The sequence below is a fragment of the Arthrobacter sp. D3-18 genome (assembly GCF_054408525.1).
Map to the genome: position 1 here is coordinate 1372896 of NZ_CP096440.1, position 23873 is coordinate 1396768.

Here is a 23873-nt window from a genome sequence, read left to right on the forward strand (position 1 = left end):
AGCCGTAGGCTGTGGTGCGTGCCGACGTCGAACTCCTCCGCCATCTCCGGGTTGTCCGTGGAGCGTATCCCGGTCCCGAAAGGCCCTGACGCGAAGGGGGAGCCCGATTTCCGAGCCTTCCATGACCTGGAAGTTGCCCACCATATGGATCTCTGGGGCAACCTGGACCGTTGCTCCACTCTGGCTGAGGCTGTCCTGTTCTGGCAGGGCAATGAATACGAAGAACGGCATGTCTTCCTGGCACGCCTCGATGGAGCAGCGGTAGGCAGCGGAACCCTGACTCTGCCCCTTAGCGAAAACACGACGACGGCGGGCGTGGACGTTTTGGTGGACGCTGCCTATCGAAGGCGAGGCATCGGGACGAGGGTCCTCGGGAGGCTGGAGCAACTGGCCCGTGAGCGGGGTCGGGTTTCCTTTGACGGCTATTGCGGGGAGCCCATAGCTCCTGTGAAGGCAGGTGCTGAACTGCTCGAGGCAAAGTCCGGAACGGGTGGGGTGCCGGTGAACTCTGCATCGACTCGATTCGCTGTCCGTCACGGGTATTCGCTGGAACAAGTGGAAACGAACAGCACGCTGCCGTTGCCCGTCCCGGAAGCACTGCTGCAGGATCTCGAAGTAGGGGCACTGCAGAGGGCAGCGGGCTACAGCTTCATTGCCTGGCAGGATCACTGTCCTGATGAGTTGGTGGATGTGTTCGCCCGGCTCAAGAGCCTGATGAGCACTGAGGTGCCTATTGCCGGGCTCGGCTGGGAAGGTGAGCAGTGGGATGCTGGCCGCGTTCGGCAAGAGGAGGCAACGTGGGTTGCCGGAGGGTCTGATTCCGTGGTGGCGGTGGCCCGTCATGATGCCACCGGGGAACTGGCTGCCTATACCGTGCTTACCCACCGTGCGACCTTGCCTGCCGTCATCTACCAAGAGGACACTTTGGTGGCTCCAAGGCACCGGGGCCATCGCTTGGGCATGCTGGTCAAAATAGCCAACCTTCGGCGGGCGGAGGAGCTATGGCCGGACGCCACGTCGGTAATGACATGGAACGCCAATGAAAACCGACATATGCTGGCCATAAATATCGCCCTTGGATTCAAGCCTTCCGGCTTTGAAGGCGAATGGCAGAAACGGCTGGAATGACTGTAGACGAGGCGAAGACCGTTCAAGTCGAGCAGCTGTGGGTGCCTGACACCCTGGACAGCCCCGACGCCGCTGATTTCCTGGACGCCGTTGAAGTTGGGCGCCGGGTACGTATGGAGACGTGGGGGAGTGACGACCTCGCCTATACGCCTTTGGAAAAGCTATTGGAGTTTTCGGATCCCTACGAGCGCCAGATCATTTTGGTGGCAAAGGTAGCGGGCGTCATTGTGGGCACAGTGGATATTGCCTTGCCCTTGGCGGACAACCTGGATCTGGCCGAGTTCACCCTGGACATCCTGCCCGAGTACCAGGGGCAGGGTGTTGGCCGTCAGTTGCTGGAAGCCGCCGAGCAGCTCGCCCGGGCGGAGGGGCGCACCATGGCGTTGGTGGACACCAACCACCCGGCAACTTCACTCACTGAGATACCCGAGGATCAGTTGATCCCGGGCAGCGGCGCTGGCTTTGTTCCTGAGAGCAGCAGGGAGGTGGACTTCGCCAAGCGGGCCGGGTACACCCTTCAGCACATCGAACAGTTCAGTTCATGCGTGCTGCCCCTGGATTCCAAGCTGGTGGGGGATCTGCAGCTTGAAGCCGAAGAAGCCAACGGCGGCCGTTACACGCTGCACCACTGGACTGACCGTTGCCCCGAGGCCTGGCTGGAGGCCGTGGCTGCACTGGAGAATGCTGCTGGCGAGGTAGTCCGTGACGAAGGCGACGAAGACGCGCCTGAAGTGGAAGCGAGCGGAATGGTCTTCGATGCAACGGTACTCCGCGAAACCGAGGATGCAGCCTTGGCGCAGGGCCGGCGTACGGTGGTGACCGCCGTCGAGCATGTGGACAGCGGGCGGCTGGTGGGCCTGACAACCATCAGTGTCCTCGCGCACCGCCAGGACGTGGTTTTCCAAGACGATACTTTGGTCCTGCAGGACCATCGGGGCAACAAGCTCGGCTTGCTGATCAAGGTTGCCAACATGGAACGGCTGAGTGAGCAGTTTCCGGACGCCCGGGTCATCTATACCTGGAACGCCCCGGAGAACAGATACCTCCTGACCGTGAACAAGCAGTTGGGGTTTACCACCGCGGGTGTCACCGGACTGTGGCAGAAGGAGCTTCCGGGCAGGCTCACAGGCGCTACTTCGTCAGACTAGGCAGGGCCGATTTGGTTTGCCGAACTCTCTCCCGTAACCTTGAAGTACCAAAGACCGTCGGTTGATGGGAATCCACTCTTTCGAGCACAGCTCAATTCTGTAGCTACGCCCTTGAGGTAAAAGTGAATTCCTTGACGAAGGACCCTGAACATAGGGCGGCCGGCGCAGGTGAACGAAGCAAGTCTCCACGGATCAAAACTGTGTTGAGCCAAGCCCCGTGCATCTGCGCGGGGCGTTTTTAGTTTTAGCTCTCGTGAGCGGGGACCCGGAAGACCGGCTTTATTCCCCGGAAGGAGGGTTATGACAACGCCTAGCAAGATCTCCGCAGTTGCAGAGATCACCAACGATTTCAAGGAATCGAACGCGGCTGTCCTGACCGAATACCGCGGGCTCACTGTTGCACAGCTCAAGGAACTGCGTGTTGCGCTCGGCCAGGACACCAAGTTCTCGGTCGTCAAGAACACCCTGAGTGCCATTGCAGCCAAGGAAGCTGGAGTTGAAGCATTCAACGATCAGCTCGCCGGCCCTACTGCAATCGCCTTCATCAAGGGTGACGCTGTTGCTGCTGCCAAGAGCCTGACGGACTTTGCCAAGGCCAACAAGCAGCTGGTTATCAAGACCGGCGTCTTCGAAGGCAAGGCATTGGACGCAGCAGGAGTTGCCGCACTGGCAGCCCTCGAGTCCCGCGAGCTGCAGCTTGCACGTGTTGCTGGTGTCCTCAAGGCTCCCGCATCCGCTGCTGCACGCATCATCGACGCTCTGCGCCTCAAGCTTGAAGAAGAGGGCGGCGCATCTGCACCGGCCGCTGAAGAAGCCCCGGCCGCTGAAGAGGCTGCTGCTGAAGAGGTTGCGGCTCCGGCCGAAGCCGCTGAAGCTGCAACCGAAGAGAACTAAGTTCTCCCCTCAATCAAACTCTGGTGCATGGACAGGCTTAGCCCGGATCTGCACCAACTAATGGAAGGACGCCACCATGGCGAAGCTCAGCAACGAAGAGCTCATTGAAGCTTTCAAGGAACTGACCATCATCGAGCTCTCCGAGTTCGTCAAGCTCTTCGAAGAGACCTTCGAAGTTACGGCTGCTGCTGTTGCAGTTGCTGGCCCCGCTGCCGGCGGTGCTGCTGAAGCTGCTGAAGAGAAGACCGAATTCGACGTCGTTCTCGAAGCTGCTGGCGACAAGAAGATCGCAGTGATCAAGGAAGTTCGCGCCATCACCTCCCTCGGCCTCAAGGAAGCCAAGGACCTGGTTGACAGCGCACCGAAGGCTGTTCTCGAAGGCGCCACCAAGGAAGCTGCCGAGAAGGCAAAGGCTCAGCTCGAAGAAGCTGGCGCAACGGTTACCCTCAAGTAACTCGTCTTGCTTGTGGAAGCCCCGTCCGGTTCGCCGGGCGGGGCTTCCTGCGTTTAAAGCACCCAAGTAGGTCGCAGTTGAGGTCGTTCTGAGCTGGTGGTTTCTAGCGGTTATCGCAACAGGAAGGTTCTGATCATCTCATTGGGGGTGCAGAAGTCGAATCGTTGGCGGGGTCTGTCGTTGAGTTCGTGGGCGACGTAGTCGAGGTCGGTTTGGCTGTAGATGCTTAGGTCTGCGCCTTTGGGGAAGTACTGGCGCAGGAGCCCGTTGGTGTTCTCGTTCGAGCCGCGTTGCCAAGGTGAGTGGGGATCGCAGAAGTAGATGTCGATGTCGGCTGCGATCTTCACTTCCTTGTGCCTGCGCATTTCGGTGCCTTGGTCCCAGGTCAGTGAGAGCCTCAGTTCGTCGGGAAGGGCGCCCATTTTGCGGATCAGCCCATCCCGAACAGACTCGGCACGGTTTTGACCGGTCGGGACATGGAGGAGCATCACGAACCCGGTTGTGCGCTCCACGATGGTGCCGATGGCGGTTTTTCCGTCCTTGCCTACGATCAGGTCCCCTTCCCAATGCCCTGGCACGGCACGGTCTTCGACCTCGGCGGGACGGTCGGCGATCATGACCTTGTCCTGGATTCTGCCGCGGCGTTCGTCGGGGCGGCGTTGGGGTTTGCGCAGGGTCCGGCCGGTGCGCAGGTTCTTGACCAGTTCCCGCTTTAGCCCGCCCCGGGACTCGAGATAGAGGGACTGGTAGATGGTCTCGTGTGACACCCACATCTCCGGGTTGTTCGGGAAGTCCTTGCGGAGTCTGCCAGCGATCTGGACCGGTGAGTCTTTCTTTTCGAGCCGCTTTTCGACTTCCAGGCGCAAGGGCTTGTTGCTGTTGAGCTTAGCGGTCTTGGGCCTGGCTGCCCGGGCGTGGGCGCGGGCATGGGCGGTGGTAGCCCGGTAGAAAAAGACCTTGTCAGCGTTCCGCCGGAGCTCCCGGGAGATCGTTGACGGGGAACGACCCAAACGTCTGGCGATCTCACGGACCGATTCCTTGCCCCGCCATAACGAGATCAACTCCCGCTCCTGGAACGATAGGGAACGGCCGGTCAGGGTCCGGCCCCGACGGGGCCGGACCCCTCCTGAGGACCTCAGCTCACGGCGGACCGTCGTTACGGACCACCCGACGAACGCACCAGCATCTTCAAAACGGGCACCGTCCGCAACCTGCTGCCAGAACGACTGGACAACCTCAGCAACCAAACGATTCGTGAACTTCACCATGGCAATCGACACCCTTCAATAATCAGGTGTTGCGATCACCGCATGATTCAGCGCTGTCAGAACGACCTCAACTGCTACCTAGTTGGGTTCGCTGATGTCGGCTACTACCGCACCCAAGGCTGCTGTGAGTGCGTCCGCGTCAACGAAAGCACTCCGGCCATGGGCCCCGGCGCCCATGGAGATACGGCGCCCGGTAATGGTGGCATCGGCATACACAGGCCACGGTGTGGTGCTGCCCAGCGGAGTGATGGTTCCACGCTCGTAGCCAGTGGCGGCCAGAGCTACGTCGGCGTGGGGGAGCGAGAGTTTATTGACCCCCACCAGAGCTCGCAGCTTGGGCCAGGAGATCTGGCGGTCCCCCGGAATGAGTGCGAACAGGAAACTGCCATCACGGTGTTTGACCACCAACGACTTCACGATGTCCGCCGGACTGATGCCCAGGATGTCGGCAGCCTCTTCCAAACTGCGGGCAGCTGGACGCTCGACGACGTCAACGTCCAGGCCGCGCGCGGCGGCGTCTGACAAGAACCGTTCGGCACCGTCCCCGGGCCTAAATTCCTCAGTCATCAGTCGCGGTAAAGGAGGAGGGCTTCACCCTGGCCTCCGCCTCCGCACAGGGAGACAGCCGCTTTTCCGGTTCCCCTGCGCCTGAGCTCGTGTGCCGCATGCAACGCGAGCCGTGCACCGGAGGCCCCGATAGGATGGCCCAAGGCAATGGCCCCGCCATGGATGTTGCATTTCTCCAAGGGGTAGCGGAGATCCTTGAGGGACTGGACGGCCACAGAACCGAAGGCCTCATTGATTTCGATGAAGTCCAGGTCTTCCGCCGTCCAACCGGCGCGTTTCAACGCCTGCGCTATGGCGTTGGAGGGCTGTGAGTGGAGCGAGTTGTCAGGTCCTGCGACCTGCCCGGGCTTTCCAACAACAGCCAAGTAGTCCAGCCCGTTGTCCTTTGCGAAGCGGCGACTGGTCAGCACCAGTGCGGAGGCGCCGTCGGACAGGGGAGAGGAGTTGCCGGCCGTGATGGTGCCGTCGGTGGCGAATGCGGCCTTGAGCGGTGCCAGCGTCTCCACTGTGGTGTTGGGGCGGATGCCTTCATCCGTGGTGAGCACCAGGGGATCGCCCTTGCGCTGCTTGACGCTTACCGGAGCGATTTCGACGTCGAAAGTTCCGTCCGCGATGGCAGCGGCAGCGCGTTGGTGCGAGGCTGCCGCAACTTCATCCTGGGCCTTGCGGTCGATCCCGAGCGTGACGTTCTTCGTTTCCGTGGACAATCCCATGGACTGTCCGTCGAAAGCATCGGTGAGGCCGTCGTGAGCGGCGACATCCAAGGCCTGGATGGCTCCGTATGTCCAGCCCTGGCGGGATCCCGGGAGGAGGTGCGGCGCGCGCGTCATGGATTCCTGGCCTCCGGCAACCACCACTGTGGCATCACCGCTGCGGATCATGCGTGCGGCATCAATGACGGCTGTGAGGCCGGAAAGGCACACCTTGTTGATGGTGACGGCGGGGATGTTCCAGCCGACGCCTGCGGCGATGGCACTCTGTCGGGCGGGATTCTGGCCTGCACCGGCCTGAAGGACCTGGCCCATGATGACAGCGTCCACTTGTTCGGCCTTGACACCGCTGGCCGCGAGTGCGGCAGTTATGGCATGAGCACCGAGGTCGACGGCGGTGAAGCCCGCCAATTGCCCGTTGAGCCGACCCTGTGGTGTACGGGAAGCAGCAAGGATGACAACATCATTGTCGTCAGCGGAGTTGGTCATGGTCTCTCTTCCGATCCGGGAGTGGTGTAGCAAGGCTATCGCGGAGCGCGCGCCAGCCTACCTCTTCAACAATTGTGCCGTTCCTCCCATTCCATGGCGGCTTCCTCAGGTACATGCCTGGCATTGGTGCCTGCAGCAACCGTGCTTGCAATCACGGACGATCTGGGGTAGACAGAAAGGCTGCTTTGCCGTATCGTAGATATTTGCGTCTTCCCTGTTAACCTTCAGCCTTCATATAGCGGTGGGCTTTACCTCTCAGCTGCGTCATTGACGTGCCGTTCCGAAACGTGCACTGTCATAAGCGGACTGGGTCCGGGTCATATAGCGGAACCGGAACAAGTATCCTGCGGAGCACTCTGCAGGATGCAAACGGGGGAGATCTGAAAACGCCTGAAGGTCTGTGGAAGGATCCCTCTTGGTCGCCTCGAGCACCTCTAATAACGAAACCGCTAACACGGCAAGCACCGATGGTGCCACCCGCCGCCTCTCATTCGCAAAGATTCACGAACCACTTGATGTTCCGAATCTTCTCGCCCTGCAGACGGACAGCTTTGACTGGCTGGTCGGAAACGAACGCTGGCAGGCGCGGGTAGCGAAGGCTGTCGAGGAGGGCGACCTCAGCGTCGCCACCACCTCCGGACTTGCCGACATCTTCGAAGAGATCTCCCCCATCGAGGACTTCCAGGGCACTATGTCCCTGAGCTTCTCCGAGCCGGAGTTCGCTGACCCGAAGTACACCATGGCCGAATGTAAAGACCGTGACGCCACCTACTCGGCCCCGCTGTATGTCAAGGCCGAGTTCATGAATAACAACACGGGCGAAATCAAGCAGCAGACCGTGTTCATGGGCGACTTCCCCCTCATGACTGAAAAGGGAACGTTCGTCGTCAACGGCACCGAGCGTGTCGTTGTCTCCCAGCTGGTCCGTTCGCCGGGCGCCTACTTTGAGCGCACCGCTGACAAGACCAGTGACAAGGACATCTTCACTGCGAAGATCATCCCGTCGCGTGGTGCATGGTTCGAACTCGAAATCGACAAGCGCGACCAGGTCGGCGTTCGTCTCGACCGCAAGCGCAAGCAGTCGGTCACGGTTCTCTTGAAGGCCCTCGGCTGGACCGAAGGCCAGATCCTGGAAGAGTTCGGCCAGTACGACTCCATGCGTGCAACGCTGGAGAAGGACGCCACCGAGACCCGCGAAGACGCGCTTCTGGACATCTACCGCAAGCTGCGTCCGGGCGAACCGCCCACAGTTGAGGCTGCCCAGTCCCTGCTGGACAACCTGTACTTCAACGCCAAGCGCTACGATCTTGCCAAGGTTGGCCGTTACAAGATCAACCGCAAGCTCGGCATCGACCGCTCCCTTGGTGACAAGGAAGCATCGGTCCTGCACGTTGAAGACATCGTTGCCATGATCAAGTTCCTCGTTGCGCTTCACGCCGGCGAGAAGACCCTCATGGGCAAGCGCGACGGCGAAGACCACGAGCTTCGCGTCGACGTCGATGACATCGACCACTTCGGCAACCGTCGCATCCGCGCCGTGGGCGAACTGATCGAGAACCAGGTCCGCACCGGACTTTCCCGTATGGAACGCGTCGTCCGCGAACGCATGACCACGCAGGACGTCGAGGCCATTACGCCGCAGACACTGATCAACATCCGTCCCGTCGTGGCAGCTATCAAGGAGTTCTTCGGAACTTCCCAGCTGTCGCAGTTCATGGACCAGAACAACCCGCTCTCGGGTCTGACCCACAAGCGCCGCTTGTCCGCGCTTGGCCCGGGTGGTCTGTCCCGTGACCGTGCAGGCATGGAAGTTCGAGACGTTCACCCGTCCCACTACGGACGTATGTGCCCCATCGAAACTCCTGAAGGCCCGAACATTGGTCTGATTGGTTCGTTGGCATCCTACGGCCGCATCAACCCGTTCGGCTTCATTGAGACGCCGTACCGTTTGGTTTCCGAGGGCGTCGTTTCCGACGAAGTCCAGTACCTGACGGCCGACGACGAAGCCGAGGTCCTGATCGCACAGGCCAACGCTCCGCTGGATGCTGACAAGAAGTTCGCGGAAGAGACCGTTCTCGTCCGTGCCCGTGGTGGTGGAGGCGAGCCCGTCCTGGTTCCCGCTGCCGACGTTCAGTTCATGGACGTTTCCCCGCGCCAGATGGTGTCCGTGGCAACCGCCCTGATTCCGTTCCTTGAGCATGACGATGCCAACCGTGCACTCATGGGTGCCAACATGCAGCGCCAGGCCGTGCCCCTGGTCCGTTCCGAGGCTCCTTTCGTGGGCACCGGCATGGAGCGCGCAGCAGCCGTCGACGCCGGTGACGTTGTCATCGCGAAGAAGGCAGGTGTGGTCACAGAGGTTTCCGCCGAGCTGGTTGTCATGATCAACGACGACGGTACTGAGACGAACTACCGCATCAACAAGTTCGCCCGTTCCAACCAGGGCAACTGCTACAACCACCGCGTATTGGTCAGCGAAGGCCAGCGCCTGGAAGTTGGCGGCATCATCGCTGATGGTCCCGCAACGGACCAGGGCGAGCTCGCCCTTGGTAAGAACCTGCTCGTGGCATTCATGTCATGGGAAGGCCACAACTTCGAGGACGCCATCATCCTCTCCCAGCGCATTGTTGCTGAGGATGTACTTTCCTCCATCCACATCGAGGAGCACGAAATTGACGCCCGCGACACCAAGCTTGGTGCCGAGGAAATCACTCGTGATATCCCCAACGTGTCCGAGGAAGTCCTTGCAGGCCTGGACGAGCGTGGCATCATCCACATCGGTGCCGAGGTTGAAGCCGGCGACATCCTGGTCGGAAAGGTCACCCCTAAGGGTGAAACCGAGCTGACCCCGGAAGAGCGCCTTCTCCGCGCGATCTTCGGTGAGAAGTCCCGCGAAGTCCGCGACACCTCCCTGAAGGTTCCCCACGGCGAGTCCGGTACGGTCATCGGCGTGCGCGTCTTCGACCGCGACAACGACGACGAACTGCCCCCGGGCGTGAACCAGCTGGTCCGCGTCTACGTTGCAGCCAAGCGCAAGATCACCGACGGCGACAAGCTCGCCGGCCGTCACGGCAACAAGGGTGTTATCTCCAAGATCCTTCCGATCGAGGACATGCCCTTCCTTGCAGACGGCACCCCGGTGGACATCGTCCTGAACCCACTGGGTGTTCCGGGCCGAATGAACGTTGGCCAGGTTCTGGAAACCCACCTCGGTTGGGTAGCCAAGACCGGCTGGAAGATCGAAGGCGAGCCGGAGTGGGTTAAGAACCTCCCGAACCTGCCCCGTGAAACCGGCCAGACCACCGTTGCCACCCCGGTGTTCGACGGCGCCCGCGAAGAAGAAATCACGGGCCTGCTTGACTCCACCAACGTGACCCGCGACGGCGACCGCCTGATCGACTCCTCCGGTAAGACCCGTCTGTTCGACGGCCGCTCCGGCGAGCCGTTCCCGGATCCGATCTCCGTCGGTTACATGTACATCCTGAAGCTCCACCACTTGGTGGACGACAAGATCCACGCGCGCTCCACCGGCCCGTACTCCATGATCACGCAGCAGCCGCTGGGTGGTAAGGCTCAGTTCGGTGGCCAGCGCTTCGGTGAAATGGAAGTGTGGGCGCTCGAAGCTTACGGTGCCGCTTACACCCTTCAGGAACTCCTCACGATCAAGTCGGATGACATCCATGGTCGTGTGAAGGTCTACGAAGCCATCGTCAAGGGCGAAAACATCCCTGAGCCTGGCGTTCCCGAGTCCTTCAAGGTCTTGATCAAGGAAATGCAGTCGTTGTGCCTGAACGTGGAAGTTCTTTCCACCGATGGAACCACGATCGAAATGCGTGACTCTGATGACGCAGTCTTCACGGCTGCGGAAGAACTGGGCATCGATCTGTCTCGTGCAGAGCCCAGTTCCGTAGAAGAGGTCTAGCAGCTGTTCCGGCGGGCAGCCTCAACAACTGTCCGTCGGAACAACTCCCTCTTCCCGTAACCAAGACTTCAGAATTTAGAGAACAAGAGAGAACAGGGACCATATGTCCAGCGAATCCTCCTTCGGCCTCATGCAGATCGGCCTCGCCACCGCGGAAGACATCCGCGGATGGTCTTACGGTGAGGTCAAGAAGCCGGAAACCATCAACTACCGTACGCTCAAGCCCGAGAAGGACGGCCTCTTCTGCGAGAAGATCTTCGGCCCGTCCCGCGACTGGGAATGCTACTGCGGTAAGTACAAGCGCGTCCGCTTCAAGGGCATCATTTGCGAGCGTTGTGGCGTTGAAGTCACCCGCGCCAAGGTGCGTCGTGAGCGCATGGGCCACATTGAGCTGGCCGCGCCTGTAACCCACATCTGGTACTTCAAGGGCGTTCCTTCGCGCTTGGGCTACCTTTTGGACCTGGCACCGAAGGACCTCGAGAAGGTCATCTACTTCGCTGCCTACATGATCACCAGCGTTGACACCGAAAGCCGTCACGCTGAACTGCCGAACCTCCAGGTCGAGCACGACCTCGAGAAGAAGCAGATGGTGGACAACCGCGACAGCGACATCGCCACGATCGCCCGCGACCTTGAAGACGAGCTTGCCCGTCTTGAAGGCGAAGGCGCCAAGGCTGCCGACAAGAAGAAGGCCCGCGACTCTGCTGACCGCCAGATGGCGAACGTCCGCAAGCGTGCCGACGCCGACATCGAGCGCCTTGAGCAGGTTTGGGACCGCTTCAAGAACCTCAAGGTCGCTGACCTTGAAGGTGACGAAGGCCTTTACCGCGAACTGCGCGATCGTTACGGACTGTACTTCGAGGGCTCCATGGGTGCCGAGGCCATCAAGAAGCGCCTCGAGACCTTTGACATGCAGGCTGAAGCCGAGTCACTGCGCGACACCATCCAGAACGGCAAGGGCCAGCGTAAGACCCGTGCCCTGAAGCGCCTGAAGGTTGTCAACGCGTTCCTGACCACCAACAACAGCCCGCTTGGCATGGTTCTCGACGCCGTTCCGGTGATCCCGCCGGAACTGCGCCCGATGGTCCAGTTGGACGGTGGCCGCTTCGCGACCTCCGACCTCAACGACCTCTACCGCCGTGTGATCAACCGCAACAACCGACTCAAGCGACTGCTTGACCTCGGTGCTCCGGAGATCATCGTCAACAACGAGAAGCGGATGCTTCAGGAAGCTGTTGACAGCCTGTTCGACAACGGTCGTCGTGGCCGCCCCGTTACGGGTCCGGGCAACCGTCCGCTGAAGTCCCTGAGCGACATGCTCAAGGGCAAGCAGGGTCGTTTCCGCCAGAACCTCCTCGGCAAGCGCGTTGACTACTCCGGCCGTTCGGTCATCGTCGTTGGCCCGCAGCTGAAGCTGCACCAGTGTGGTCTGCCCAAGCAGATGGCCCTGGAGCTCTTCAAGCCGTTCGTGATGAAGCGCCTGGTTGACCTCAACCACGCACAGAACATCAAGTCGGCAAAGCGCATGGTCGAGCGTTACCGTCCGCAGGTTTGGGACGTGCTGGAAGAGATCATCACCGAACACCCGGTGCTGCTCAACCGTGCACCTACCCTGCACCGCCTCGGCATCCAGGCCTTCGAACCGCAGCTTGTGGAAGGCAAGGCAATCCAGCTTCACCCGCTGGTTTGTGGCGCCTTCAACGCTGACTTCGACGGCGACCAGATGGCAGTACACCTGCCGCTGAGCCCGGAAGCCCAGGCCGAAGCCCGCATCCTGATGCTGTCCTCGAACAACATCCTGAAGCCGTCCGATGGCCGTCCGGTGACCCTTCCTTCGCAGGATATGATCATCGGTCTCTACCACCTGACCACAAAGCGCGTCGGTTCCGCCGGCGAAGGCCGCATCTTCTCCTCGGTTTCGGAAGCCATCATGGCGTACGACGCCCGTGATCTGCACCTGAACTCCCAGGTGAAGATCCGTCTGGACGACTTCGTGCCTTACGCAGGGTGGGAAGCTCCGGAAGGTTGGGAGCCCGGTCAGCCGGCTCTCGTTGAAACCTCCCTGGGCCAGGTCATCTTCAACCAGACGTTGCCCGAGGATTACCCGTGGGTCGAGGCTGTTGCTGATAAGGGCGAACTGTCCCGGATCGTCAACGACCTCGCCGAGCGCTACCCGAAGGTTGTTACCGCGGCAACGCTGGATAACCTGAAGGACGCCGGTTTCTACTGGGCCACCCGTTCGGGTGTCACGGTTGCCATCTCCGACATCGAGGTGCCTACTTCCAAGCCTGCCATTTTGGCCGGTTACGAGAACATGGCTGCCAAGATCCAGGGCCAGTACGACAAGGGCCTGATCGACGACGACGAGCGTCGCCAGGAACTGATCGAAATCTGGAACAAGGCGACCAACGAAATCGCCCAGGCGATGCGCGACAGCCTGTCCCCGATGAACACCATCAACCGCATGGTGTCCTCCGGTGCACGTGGTAACTGGATGCAGGTCCGCCAGATCGCGGGTATCCGTGGTCTTGTGGCCAACCCGAAGGGCGAGATTATTCCTCGCCCGATCAAGTCCTCCTACCGCGAGGGCCTGTCGGTTCTGGAATACTTCATCGCCACGCACGGTGCCCGTAAGGGTCTGGCCGATACCGCTCTCCGTACCGCCAACTCGGGTTACCTGACCCGTCGTCTGGTGGACGTTTCGCAGGACGTCATTGTCCGCGAGGAGGACTGTGGTACCGAACGCGGTCTGGTCACCCCGATCGCCGTGCCGGATTCCAATGGTGAGCTCGTCCTGGACGAGAACGTCGAGAACAGCGCCTACGCACGTACGCTGGCTGTCGACGTCGTCGATGCCCAGGGCAACGTCCTGGCTGCCGGCGGCACTGACTGCGGCGACGTCGTTATCGACCAGCTGTTGGCTGCAGGCATCACCGAGGTCAAGGTCCGCTCCGTACTCACTTGTGAGTCCAAGGTCGGCACCTGTGCACTCTGCTACGGCCGTTCGCTGGCCACCGGCAAGACCGTGGACATCGGCGAGGCCGTGGGCATCATCGCGGCACAGTCCATCGGTGAGCCCGGTACCCAGCTGACCATGCGTACGTTCCACACCGGTGGTGCTGTTTCCGCCGGCGGTGGCGACGACATCACCCAGGGTCTGCCCCGTATCCAGGAGCTCTTCGAAGCCCGTACTCCGAAGGGTGTCGCACCGATTGCTGAAGCAGCCGGCCGCATCACCATCGAAGAGTCCGAGCGCCAGATGCGCTTGGTCATCACTCCGGACGATGGTTCCGAAGAGATTGCCTACCCGGTGCTGCGCCGTTCACGTCTCCTCATCGAGGATGGCGAGCACGTCAGCGTCGGCCAGAAGCTGATCAACGGTCCGGTGGACCCGAAGCAGGTTCTGCGCATCATGGGCCCCCGTGCCGCACAGAAGTTCCTTGTGGACGAGGTTCAGGGCGTTTACCGCAGTCAGGGTATTGGTATCCACGACAAGCACGTCGAGGTTATCGTCCGCCAGATGCTGCGCCGCGTGACCGTCATCGAATCCGGCGACTCCGACCTGCTCCCCGGTGAGCTTGCAGAGCGCGCCCGCTTCGAGGACGAGAACCGCCGCGTCGTGTCGGAGGGCAAGGCCCCGGCTTCGGGTCGTCCGGAACTCATGGGTATCACCAAGGCTTCCTTGGCTACCGAGTCCTGGCTGTCCGCAGCTTCGTTCCAGGAAACCACCCGCGTCCTGACGCAGGCGGCCATGGAAGGCAAGAGCGATCCTCTGCTCGGCCTCAAGGAAAACGTCATCATCGGTAAGCTCATCCCGGCTGGTACGGGTCTGCCCCGCTACACAGAGGTCAATGTGGAGCCGACGGAAGAAGCAAAGGCAAGCCTGTTCACGGGCCCCAGCGCTTTCACCGACTTCTCCTATGACGCCCTGGGTGGCGACGGCGCTCCCGAGTTCCACGCCATCCCGCTGGATGACTACGACCTCGGCAACGACTTCCGCTGAACCGGTAAGTTGACGCTGTAAAGGTCGGACCCCGCACTCTTGAGTGCGGGGTCCGGCCTGTTAAAGCGTGCAGCCTTCCGCGCGATGACCCGGGGGAGTGGAGGACGACGGCGGCGGCCCGTCTGCGCCGTCGTCCTCCATACACCCGATTAAGGCGCCAGATCAAGCCGTGCTAGACTTTTGGTAATTGTTCTGTGTGGCAGTGGATGAAGGCCGCCGCAGCATCATTTTGGTTTTGTTCTCATGGTGCTGGGTGGAGCCTGTTTCCGGGTTGCGGGCAACATGCGCAACGAATGCCGCACTTTTGCACGCCTACCGGAGTTTCGGCCGGCTGCACGAGCAACGCCAAAGTTCCCACGTTTACACTGGCTGGCGCCTGTGTGTGGGGGCAGAGATCAAACAACGGAGAACACGAAAGTGCCTACGATTAACCAGCTGGTCCGCAAGGGCCGCACGCCGAAGGTCTCCAAGACCAAGGCTCCCGCGCTGAAGGGCAGCCCGATGCGCCGCGGTGTTTGCACCCGCGTTTACACCACCACCCCCAAGAAGCCGAACTCGGCTCTCCGTAAGGTGGCACGTGTGCGCCTCAACGGTGGCGTAGAAGTTACCGCCTACATCCCCGGTGTTGGCCACAACCTCCAGGAGCACTCCATCGTGCTCGTCCGTGGTGGTCGTGTTAAGGACCTTCCGGGTGTCCGCTACAAGATCGTCCGCGGCGCACTCGACACCCAGGGTGTCAAGAACCGCAAGCAGGCTCGCAGCCGTTACGGCGCAAAGATGGAGAAGAAGTAATATGCCTCGCAAGGGTCCGGCCCCTAAGCGGCCGCTAGTTTCCGATCCCGTTTACGGCTCCCCGTTGGTCACGCAGCTGATCAACAAGGTTCTTGTCGACGGCAAGAAGTCCACCGCAGAGCGCATCGTTTACGGCGCACTCGAAGGTGCACGTGCCAAGTCCGGCGGCGACCCCGTTGCCGCTCTCAAGAAGGCCATGGACAACGTCAAGCCTTCCCTCGAGGTGCGTTCACGCCGTGTTGGTGGCGCTACCTACCAGGTTCCGGTTGAGGTCAAGCCGGGTCGCTCCACCGCCCTCGCTCTGCGTTGGCTCGTGGGCTACTCCAAGGCCCGCCGTGAGAAGACCATGACCGAGCGCCTCCAGAACGAAATCCTGGATGCCTCCAATGGTCTTGGTGCCGCTGTGAAGCGTCGCGAAGACACCCACAAGATGGCCGAGTCCAACAAGGCCTTCGCACACTACCGCTGGTAAAAACTTTCCGGACGCCGCCGGCTCACTGAGCCGGCGGCGAACGTGTAGTCCATCCGAAAGGGAGACCCCGTGGCACAGGACGTGCTTACCGACCTTAATAAGGTCCGCAACATCGGCATCATGGCCCACATCGATGCCGGCAAGACCACCACTACCGAGCGCATCCTGTTCTACACGGGTGTGAACCACAAGATCGGCGAGACGCACGACGGCGCTTCGACGACTGACTGGATGGAACAGGAAAAGGAACGCGGCATCACCATCACGTCTGCCGCCGTGACTTGCTTCTGGGACAAGAACCAGATCAACATCATCGACACCCCGGGCCACGTTGACTTCACGGTTGAGGTTGAGCGCTCCTTGCGCGTCCTCGACGGTGCAGTCGCAGTGTTCGACGGCAAGGAAGGCGTGGAGCCGCAGTCCGAGACTGTTTGGCGCCAGGCTGACAAGTACAACGTTCCGCGTATCTGCTTCGTCAATAAGATGGACAAGCTGGGCGCTGACTTCTACTTCACCGTAGACACCATCATCTCCCGCCTTGGTGCCAAGCCGCTGGTTATGCAGCTGCCCATCGGCGCCGAGAACGACTTCATCGGTGTTGTTGACCTCCTCGAAATGCGCGCCCTGGTTTGGCCTGGCGACGCAAAGGGTGACGTCACCATGGGCGCTTCCTACGAAGTGCAGGAAATCCCGGCGGACCTCCAGGCCAAGGCCGAAGAGTACCGTGCACAGCTCGTTGAGACTGTGGCCGAGGCTTCCGAAGAGCTCATGGAGAAGTACCTCGAAGGTGAAGAACTCACCCTCGAAGAGATCAAAGCCGGCATCCGCAAGATGACCATCAACTCTGAGCTCTACCCGGTCTTCTGTGGTTCTGCCTTCAAGAACCGCGGTGTCCAGCCGATGCTTGACGCCGTTGTTGACTTCCTGCCGAACCCGCTCGACGTCCCGCCGATGATCGGTCACGATCCCCGCGACGAAGAGAAGGAACTCACCCGCAAGCCGTCTGCAGACGAGCCGTTCTCGGCCCTCGCCTTCAAGATTGCTGCACACCCGTTCTTCGGTCAGCTGACCTTCGTCCGCGTGTACTCCGGTCACGTCGAGGCAGGCGCCCAGGTGGTTAACTCCACCAAGGGCAAGAAGGAACGCATCGGCAAGCTGTTCCAGATGCACGCCAACAAGGAAATGCCCGTCGAGGGCGCTACCGCTGGCCACATCTACGCAGCCATCGGTCTGAAGGACACCACCACGGGCGACACCCTGTGCGATGCCAACAACCAGATCGTCCTCGAATCCATGAGCTTCCCGGAGCCCGTGATCTCGGTTGCCATCGAGCCCAACACCAAGGGTGACCAGGAGAAGCTCTCCACGGCCATCCAGAAGCTCTCCGCTGAGGACCCGACCTTCCAGGTCTCCCTCAACGAAGACACGGGCCAGACCATCATCGCCGGCATGGGCGAGCTTCACCTGGACATCCTGGTGGACCGCATGCGCCGCGAATTCAAGGTCGAGGCAAACGTTGGCAAGCCGCAGGTTGCTTACCGCGAAACCATCAAGCGCGCCGTTGAGCGCCTTGACTACACGCACAAGAAGCAGACCGGTGGTTCGGGTCAGTTCGCAAAGATCCAGATTGCGATCGAGCCCATGGACACCGCTTCCGGCGAGCTGTACGCGTTCGAGAACAAGGTCACTGGTGGCCGCGTTCCGCGCGAGTACATCCCGTCCGTTGATGCTGGTATCCAGGATGCACTGAACGACGGCGTCCTGGCCGGTTACCCGGTTGTCGGCATCAAGGCCACGCTGATTGATGGCGCGTCCCACGACGTTGACTCCTCGGAAATGGCGTTCAAGATCGCTGGACGTATGGCTTTCAAGGAAGCTGCACGCAAGGCGAACCCTGTCCTGCTTGAACCGCTGATGGATGTTGAGGTCCGCACACCTGAGGAATACATGGGTGATGTTATCGGTGACCTGAACGCTCGTCGTGGCCAGATGCAGTCCATGGAAGACGCAGCAGGTGTGAAGGTTATCCGTGCACACGTTCCGCTGTCCGGCATGTTCGGTTACATCGGCGACCTGCGGTCCAAGACCCAGGGTCGTGCCGTGTACTCCATGACGTTCAACAGCTACGCGGAGGTCCCCAAGGCAGTAGCCGACGAGATCATCCAGAAAACCCGCGGCGAGTAATCTCCCGGTAACGGATGCAATTCCGGTATCGGGAAGGCATCTGAGCGCTTGAGGCGGGGCTGCGGCGACAGCCGCGGCCCGGCCCCTGCGCAAACAGGCTCGAGGAACTACCATTGGTTCCTGAATCTGCAATTTCACCAAAACCAAGCCCCCAAGTAGACTTGCTAAAGTTTCTGCCGCGAAAAGCGCGGCCGAGGAGCACTTCACTTGAAATCGTTCTAGGAGGAACCTGTGGCAAAGGCAAAGTTCGAGCGGACTAAGCCGCACGTCAACATCGGCACCATTGGTCACGTTGACCACGGTAAGACGACGCTGACTGCCGCCATTTCCAAGGTGCTGTACGACCAGTACCCGGATCTCAACGAGCAGCGCGACTTCGCGTCGATCGACTCTGCTCCGGAAGAGCGCCAGCGCGGTATTACCATCAACATCTCCCACGTGGAGTACCAGACCGAGAAGCGCCACTACGCACACGTAGACGCCCCGGGTCACGCTGACTACATCAAGAACATGATCACCGGTGCTGCCCAGATGGACGGCGCAATCCTCGTGGTTGCTGCAACCGATGGTCCGATGGCTCAGACCCGTGAGCACGTTCTGCTCGCCCGCCAGGTTGGTGTTCCCTACCTGCTGGTCGCACTGAACAAGTCCGACATGGTTGATGACGAAGAACTCCTCGACCTCGTCGAAATGGAAGTTCGTGAGCTCCTGAGCTCGCAGGGCTTCGATGGCGATGAGGCTCCGGTTGTTCGCGTTTCCGGTCTGAAGGCTCTGGAAGGCGACCCGGTTTGGGTCAAGTCCGTCCAGGACCTGATGGCAGCTGTCGACGAGTCCGTTCCGGACCCCGTACGTGACCGCGACAAGCCGTTCCTGATGCCGATCGAAGACGTCTTCACGATCACCGGTCGTGGCACCGTTGTTACGGGCCGCGCCGAGCGTGGAACCCTCGCCATCAACTCCGAGGTTGAGATCGTCGGCATCCGCCCGATCCAGAAGACCACGGTTACCGGTATCGAGATGTTCCACAAGCAGCTCGACGAAGCATGGGCCGGCGAGAACTGTGGCCTCCTGCTCCGCGGTCTGAAGCGTGACGATGTCGAGCGTGGCCAGGTTGTCGTCAAGCCGGGTTCCATCACCCCGCACACCGACTTCGAGGCTAACGTCTACATCCTTTCCAAGGACGAAGGCGGACGTCACAACCCGTTCTACTCCAACTACCGCCCGCAGTTCTACTTCCGTACCACGGACGTAACCGGCGTTATCACCTTGCCGGAAGGCACGGAAATGGTTATGCCTGGCGACAACACTGAGATGACCGTTGCGCTCATCCAGCCGATCGCTATGGAAGAGGGCCTCGGCTTCGCTATCCGCGAAGGCGGCCGCACCGTTGGTTCGGGACGTGTCACCAGCATCATCAAGTAGTCTCTACTTGTAGATCGGTGACGCTCCGGCCCAGCCGGTAGTTAGCTAAGGGAACCCCACCGCTACGGCGGTGGGGTTCTTTTTGCTATAGTTACTCTATCGAATGGATAAAGGCCGTGCAGCTGCTGCGTCCGGCGCAACCTAGGAGCTTCCATGACTGCATTCCTCGTACTGCTGCTCATCGTCATCGTTGGCGGGGTTGGCTTTGCGATCGGGTTGGCTAAGGGACGCCGAGGGGCTTCGTCTGATGCTTCTTCCATGCCGGACCAAGCCGCCTATCAAGCGGGCTATCTCGCCGGCCACCTGGCTGGTTGGCGGGACGCGGAGGCCAAGGTCCAGGGTACGGACAGAGCTTCGACTTCGACAATCATTCCTTCCCCAATGAGCCCGCCATTGGCTCCGCCGTACAACCAGTCGTTCACCGGTTTGCCGCCCCAGCACCCCATGCCGGAACCAGCTGTCCGGCACCCCTTGCCGAACCAAGCGCAGTATTTCCAGCCGCCTACCGCGCAGCCCGTCAGTCAGGCTGTCCCGTATTCAGCCCGGAAAGCCGTTCCGCCGCAGCCGGTCCCGCAGCAATCCGGCCTGCAGCAACCTGTCGCTCAATCGCAGGCACGTTTCCTTGCTCAACAGCCGCCGGTTGTGCGGGAGACGCCCGAAGCCGCCGCTGCCCGCAAAGCGAAGCGCGACCAGCAAAACATCAACGTCACCCTCTACGTTGCGAGCCTCCTGCTGGTGGCTGCAGGGGCGTTGTTCGTGGGCACGAGCCTTCCTGCACTCTTCCGCTTCGTGGGTATTTGGTTCATCACTGCTTTGTTCTACGTGTCGGGTATGGCGATCCATTCCCGCGTTCCCCGCCTGCGACCAGCTGCGGTTGCCTTCGTAGGAACAGGCCTCGCGCTCATCCCCGTCACCGGCTTGGCCATGTACAACTTCGTTCTCCACAATGGTCCTGCTGCCTGGCTGGTCACGTCGTTGTTGGGCACGGCCGTTTATGCGTACACAGCAGTGAAGTTGGATAACAAAGTCCTGGCCTTCCTCTCGCTGAGTTTCATCGTCTCAACGGCGTGGTCTGGTGTCTCCGTTCTTGGAGGCGCTTTGGTCTGGTACTTCACGGCACTCATCGGCGTGGCCATTCTCCTGACTGTTGTCTCCTTGCTGCGTCCCAAGTGGCTTCCTCCGTTGTATGTGCGTCCGCTGATGGTGCTGCACCCCTCCTTGGTTCCCCTCGTGGCCGTGGCCGTGACCTTCACTCCGCAGCTTTTGTCGAAGGGGGAGTACGCCTGGGTGATGTTGATGTGCGGCATCTATTTTGCTGTCATGTTCTTCGTGCCGCGGGCCCGGTACAGGATGCAACATCTTTATGCTGCCAGGGCTGCGCTAACACTGGCTGTCCTTGGGGTGGTGTGGGATATCACCGCTGACGTGAGCTCCGTGATGTTGGCTGCAGCAATCTGCCTTGGTGTTCAATCCCTGGCCGTTGCCTTCGGCGGCAGGAAGTTGTTGCCTCGCTTCTGGTGGAACGACGCCATCTCCTGTTTGGCCTTGCAACTGATCACCGCGGCCATACTCACCGTTGTGCTGGAGTTCGGGGCGTTCGACATTCCTAACTATGTCCCTCTCTCCCTGACGATGCTGACTGCCATGGTGGTTGGTTGGAAACTGGGCCAAGGCATGGAGTTCGCCCCGGCCGTGGTGCTCGGGGTAGGAGGTGCGCTCGGTGGCCTGTTGGGTGCATGGACCGTCGCGGCACTCTTGGCTTCGGCCGCACTTTACTGGTTCGCGCGGGCAGCAATTGGGTCAGTTGCTTCCCGCCATTACTTGATTCTTGCGGGACGTATCGCGCTCACCCTGGCAGTGCCCGCCGGTGTGGCAGGCATGATGACCGGAAATCAGGACAGGACTGCTTACTCCCTGATAGCGCTAGTGGCCGTGGCCGCTGTGCAGCAACTTGTGAGCGCCGGGCTTGAACGTGGGGGAGTCCGCCTGTTGGCCCCGCAAGCTTCTCTGGCCGGCTTCGGTGGTGCCGCCGTCGCAGGGCTTCTTGTCCTCCCGGTATTCGATGACGGTGCCGGGCGCCCGGTAGTGGCTGCAGCCGTTCTGCTCGTCTTGTCGGCGGGCCTGGTCTCGGGCCTCCTGATGTTTCCGGGAACTCAACGGGTGCCTGCTGCCCAGGTTGCGTGGCGCCCAACGGTGGCTGAGGTAATCACCCCGGCAACTTCGGTTCTTGCTGGCGGCATGGCAGCAGCATTCGTGTCCTGGACGCTGGGAAATGCTGTGCTTTTGGCCTTGTTTGCCTACCTTGTGGTCACGGCCCTCCGAATCTCCCCGTCCTTCCATAGGCAGTGCTATTGGTGGCTGGCTAGGGCAACCGGCACGGCCTTGGTGGCATCGGCCTACGGAGATGCAATTCGCGACGGCTGGAGCCTTCGCCCCGTCGGTGAAACTCCCGCTGTAGGACTTGTGGTCGTCATTGCCGCTGCACTCCAGTTGTTCCTTTCCCTGCAAGCCGGCACCCGACGCCGTTACCCTCGTGCGTCCGTAATCGATGCCGGCGCTGTGGTTGTCGTCATGGCCGCAGCCACCGCCTTCCTTACAGTCACCACGGCGTTGGGAGCGTGGAGCGTACGTGACAGCTGGCAGCCGGGTGTTGCCGCGGTAACAACTGCCCTCGCTGCCGTCGTGGTCAGTATGATTCTCCGAAGCCACGCCGCAGCTTGGGTCTTCGCCCCCGCGGCCTTTGTACTGCTCCTGGCCCTTCGGCTGGGGAACATCCGGGACATCCAAATCTTGCTTGGCATCTTTGCCGCCTACAGCGCTTTCATGATGGGCGTGGTACGTAACCGCTTGATCCGGGGTGGTTACCTGCTGGGCGTCCGGGTGCTGGGGGGCGCCTTCATCGCTGTGACGGTCGCCGATGTCACGGACTCACCGGCAGCGGTGTCCATCACTCTGGCTCTGGTGCTCGCGCTACAGCATGTGCTCACCTTGGTCCTGCGCCGGCGGGGGGTCGAAGTCGCTTTCCAAGCGATAACCGTTCAGGCCACCTTAGGTGCCCAACTTTTGCTTCCGTTCGCCTACTTGCTCGCAGGAGATTACGACGGCGGTGGCCGCTGGGTGGTGCTGCTTCAGTTGGCCCTGGTCCCGGCTTCCGCTGCCATCGCCTGGCGCGTCCTCGGTGCCCGCGGGTCCCAATACTTCGGTGTCGTGGCGATAGGGGCGATAGTCATCGCAGCAGGGCCCGCGTTCACGTTCCCTGTACTTACGTGGCTGCACCAACCACTGCTGGACAAGTCCCAAGTACCCGTTGCCTTGCTCACGCTGGCTATCGCGATGATTGCAGCCAGGGCCGTGTTCCGTCCGGAAAAGACGGCTGCCGGTGCAGTCAGGGGTGTTACGGAGAGGTGGTTCTGGCTCATCTCTGCCATTGCCTTCACTGTTGTGGGCGGCTTTCTGACGTTGGATGTTTCCTACTCCCTGACCGGACTGTCTGTGTTGGTCCTCGCTTGTGTTCTGTTCGCAGCCTCACACTTTGAACGAGTGCCGGCTCTTTACGCGGCAGCAGCTCCGGCGGTGCTGGTAGGGGCGATTCCTGCCGTCGACGGGTTGCTGCAAGGACTGCCTGCGGGCATCTGGAGCGATTACGCTGTTTGGCTCATTGGAGGAGTCGGGACCGCTGTGCTCCTTTACTCACTAAGGACCTTCGGCGGACCTGCCATCAGGGACGAAGAATGGCGGCGGAACTCCCTGTCTGCTGCCGCGGCCCTGGCGGTTGGATCATCCGCGGCGGTGGGACTGGAGCGGGACGAGACATCAATGCTCGGTTTCATCCTGGTGGTTGCAACCGGGGTGCTGGTGGTGCTTGAGATTCCGCACGGCAAGTGGGTGGCCGCTGAGGTTGCAGGGCTGGTCTCTGTTGCAGCCCTCCAACGGGCGGTGCTCTTTGTGGACGCTTCCAAGCCTGATTGGTTCTGGGCCGCGCAGTGGTACGTGATGGCTGGTGCCGTTATAGCAGGGTTGCGCTACATGAAGGGGCAGCGGGCGGATGGCCTGCTTCGGCTTTGTCTTGCGGCCGGCGCTCTGTCTCTTACGTCCTTGGGTACCATCTTCGGTGGTACCTCATCGCAGCAACTGTACGTACTCGTGGCGCATGTCCTGCTACTGGCCGCGGGCTTGCTGCTGGCGGAGCGGGTACTGGTCTGGTGGGGTGCCATCGCCGTTGCGCTGAGCATCATGTGGTCGTTGCGCTCCTATGCCTTTGCAATGCTTGCCCTCGTCGCCCTGGGCCTGATTGTGCTGGCGGTGTGGCGTTTGAACCGGAAGCCGCCAAGCAATACAGGTGGACCGGGAGGGGGCGGAAATCCGAGCGATGCCCCGCCTGCGCGAACCCATGGCGGAATCCGATAATGTTGCAGTCTAC

14 protein-coding genes are annotated in these 23873 nt (G+C 61.0%); 11 read left to right on the forward strand and 3 right to left on the reverse strand.

Going from position 1 to position 23873, the window contains the following annotated elements:
• Positions 1-18 precede the first annotated feature (18 nt).
• The 4 genes from M1D89_RS08410 to rplL all read left to right on the forward strand — a co-directional run bounded on the left by M1D89_RS08410 (position 19) and on the right by rplL (position 3624).
• The gene (locus tag M1D89_RS08410; RefSeq protein ID WP_498649751.1) at positions 19-1128 is read left to right on the forward strand and encodes a GNAT family N-acetyltransferase; all 1110 of its coding nucleotides are present in this window, start codon (positions 19-21) and stop codon (positions 1126-1128) included.
• Positions 1107-2276: a GNAT family N-acetyltransferase gene (locus M1D89_RS08415; RefSeq protein ID WP_498649753.1), complete on the forward strand. Its 1170-nt coding sequence runs from the start codon at positions 1107-1109 to the stop codon at positions 2274-2276. Before M1D89_RS08410 ends, M1D89_RS08415 begins: the two co-directional genes overlap by 22 nt.
• Before the next feature lie 300 nt (positions 2277-2576).
• Complete coding sequence (gene rplJ / locus M1D89_RS08420; RefSeq protein WP_011775605.1) at positions 2577-3170, forward strand: 50S ribosomal protein L10; 594 nt, start codon at positions 2577-2579, stop codon at positions 3168-3170.
• A 76-nt stretch (positions 3171-3246) separates the two neighbouring features.
• Positions 3247-3624, forward strand: a complete 378-nt coding sequence (gene rplL / locus M1D89_RS08425) for a 50S ribosomal protein L7/L12 (RefSeq protein ID WP_011775604.1) — start codon at positions 3247-3249, stop codon at positions 3622-3624.
• A gap of 110 nt (positions 3625-3734) precedes the next feature.
• Here the strand turns inward: rplL and M1D89_RS08430 are convergent, their stop codons facing one another.
• From M1D89_RS08430 to M1D89_RS08440, 3 genes are all read right to left on the reverse strand, one after another.
• On the reverse strand, positions 3735-4892 hold the full coding sequence (locus M1D89_RS08430; protein WP_498645340.1) for an IS30 family transposase: 1158 nt from the start codon (positions 4890-4892) through the stop codon (positions 3735-3737).
• A 78-nt stretch (positions 4893-4970) separates the two neighbouring features.
• Positions 4971-5459: an aminoacyl-tRNA deacylase gene (locus M1D89_RS08435; protein WP_498649756.1), complete on the reverse strand. Its 489-nt coding sequence runs from the start codon at positions 5457-5459 to the stop codon at positions 4971-4973.
• Positions 5459-6658 (reverse strand): acetyl-CoA C-acetyltransferase, encoded by a 1200-nt coding sequence (locus M1D89_RS08440; RefSeq protein WP_498649758.1) that lies wholly within the window; start codon positions 6656-6658, stop codon positions 5459-5461. The genes M1D89_RS08435 and M1D89_RS08440 overlap by 1 nt, the downstream gene beginning before the upstream one ends.
• Positions 6659-7073: 415 nt before the next feature.
• Here M1D89_RS08440 and rpoB point away from each other — a divergent pair, with 415 nt between their 5' ends.
• From rpoB to M1D89_RS08475, 7 genes are all read left to right on the forward strand, one after another.
• Positions 7074-10580 carry a DNA-directed RNA polymerase subunit beta gene (gene rpoB / locus M1D89_RS08445; RefSeq protein WP_026005740.1) on the forward strand — a complete coding sequence of 1169 codons (3507 nt, stop codon included), beginning with the start codon at positions 7074-7076 and terminating at the stop codon, positions 10578-10580.
• 103 nt (positions 10581-10683) lie between these two features.
• Positions 10684-14583 carry a DNA-directed RNA polymerase subunit beta' gene (locus tag M1D89_RS08450; RefSeq protein ID WP_498649761.1) on the forward strand — a complete coding sequence of 1300 codons (3900 nt, stop codon included), beginning with the start codon at positions 10684-10686 and terminating at the stop codon, positions 14581-14583.
• A gap of 417 nt (positions 14584-15000) precedes the next feature.
• Positions 15001-15375: a 30S ribosomal protein S12 gene (gene rpsL / locus M1D89_RS08455; protein WP_009358312.1), complete on the forward strand. Its 375-nt coding sequence runs from the start codon at positions 15001-15003 to the stop codon at positions 15373-15375.
• A 1-nt stretch (position 15376) separates the two neighbouring features.
• Positions 15377-15847 carry a 30S ribosomal protein S7 gene (gene rpsG, locus M1D89_RS08460; protein ID WP_003803829.1) on the forward strand — a complete coding sequence of 157 codons (471 nt, stop codon included), beginning with the start codon at positions 15377-15379 and terminating at the stop codon, positions 15845-15847.
• 69 nt (positions 15848-15916) lie between these two features.
• Positions 15917-18031, forward strand: a complete 2115-nt coding sequence (fusA, locus tag M1D89_RS08465; RefSeq protein ID WP_011775599.1) for an elongation factor G — start codon at positions 15917-15919, stop codon at positions 18029-18031.
• 231 nt (positions 18032-18262) lie between these two features.
• Positions 18263-19453 (forward strand): elongation factor Tu, encoded by a 1191-nt coding sequence (gene tuf, locus M1D89_RS08470; protein ID WP_011775598.1) that lies wholly within the window; start codon positions 18263-18265, stop codon positions 19451-19453.
• A gap of 153 nt (positions 19454-19606) precedes the next feature.
• Positions 19607-23860 (forward strand): hypothetical protein, encoded by a 4254-nt coding sequence (locus tag M1D89_RS08475; protein WP_498649765.1) that lies wholly within the window; start codon positions 19607-19609, stop codon positions 23858-23860.
• Positions 23861-23873: the final 13 nt, after the last annotated feature.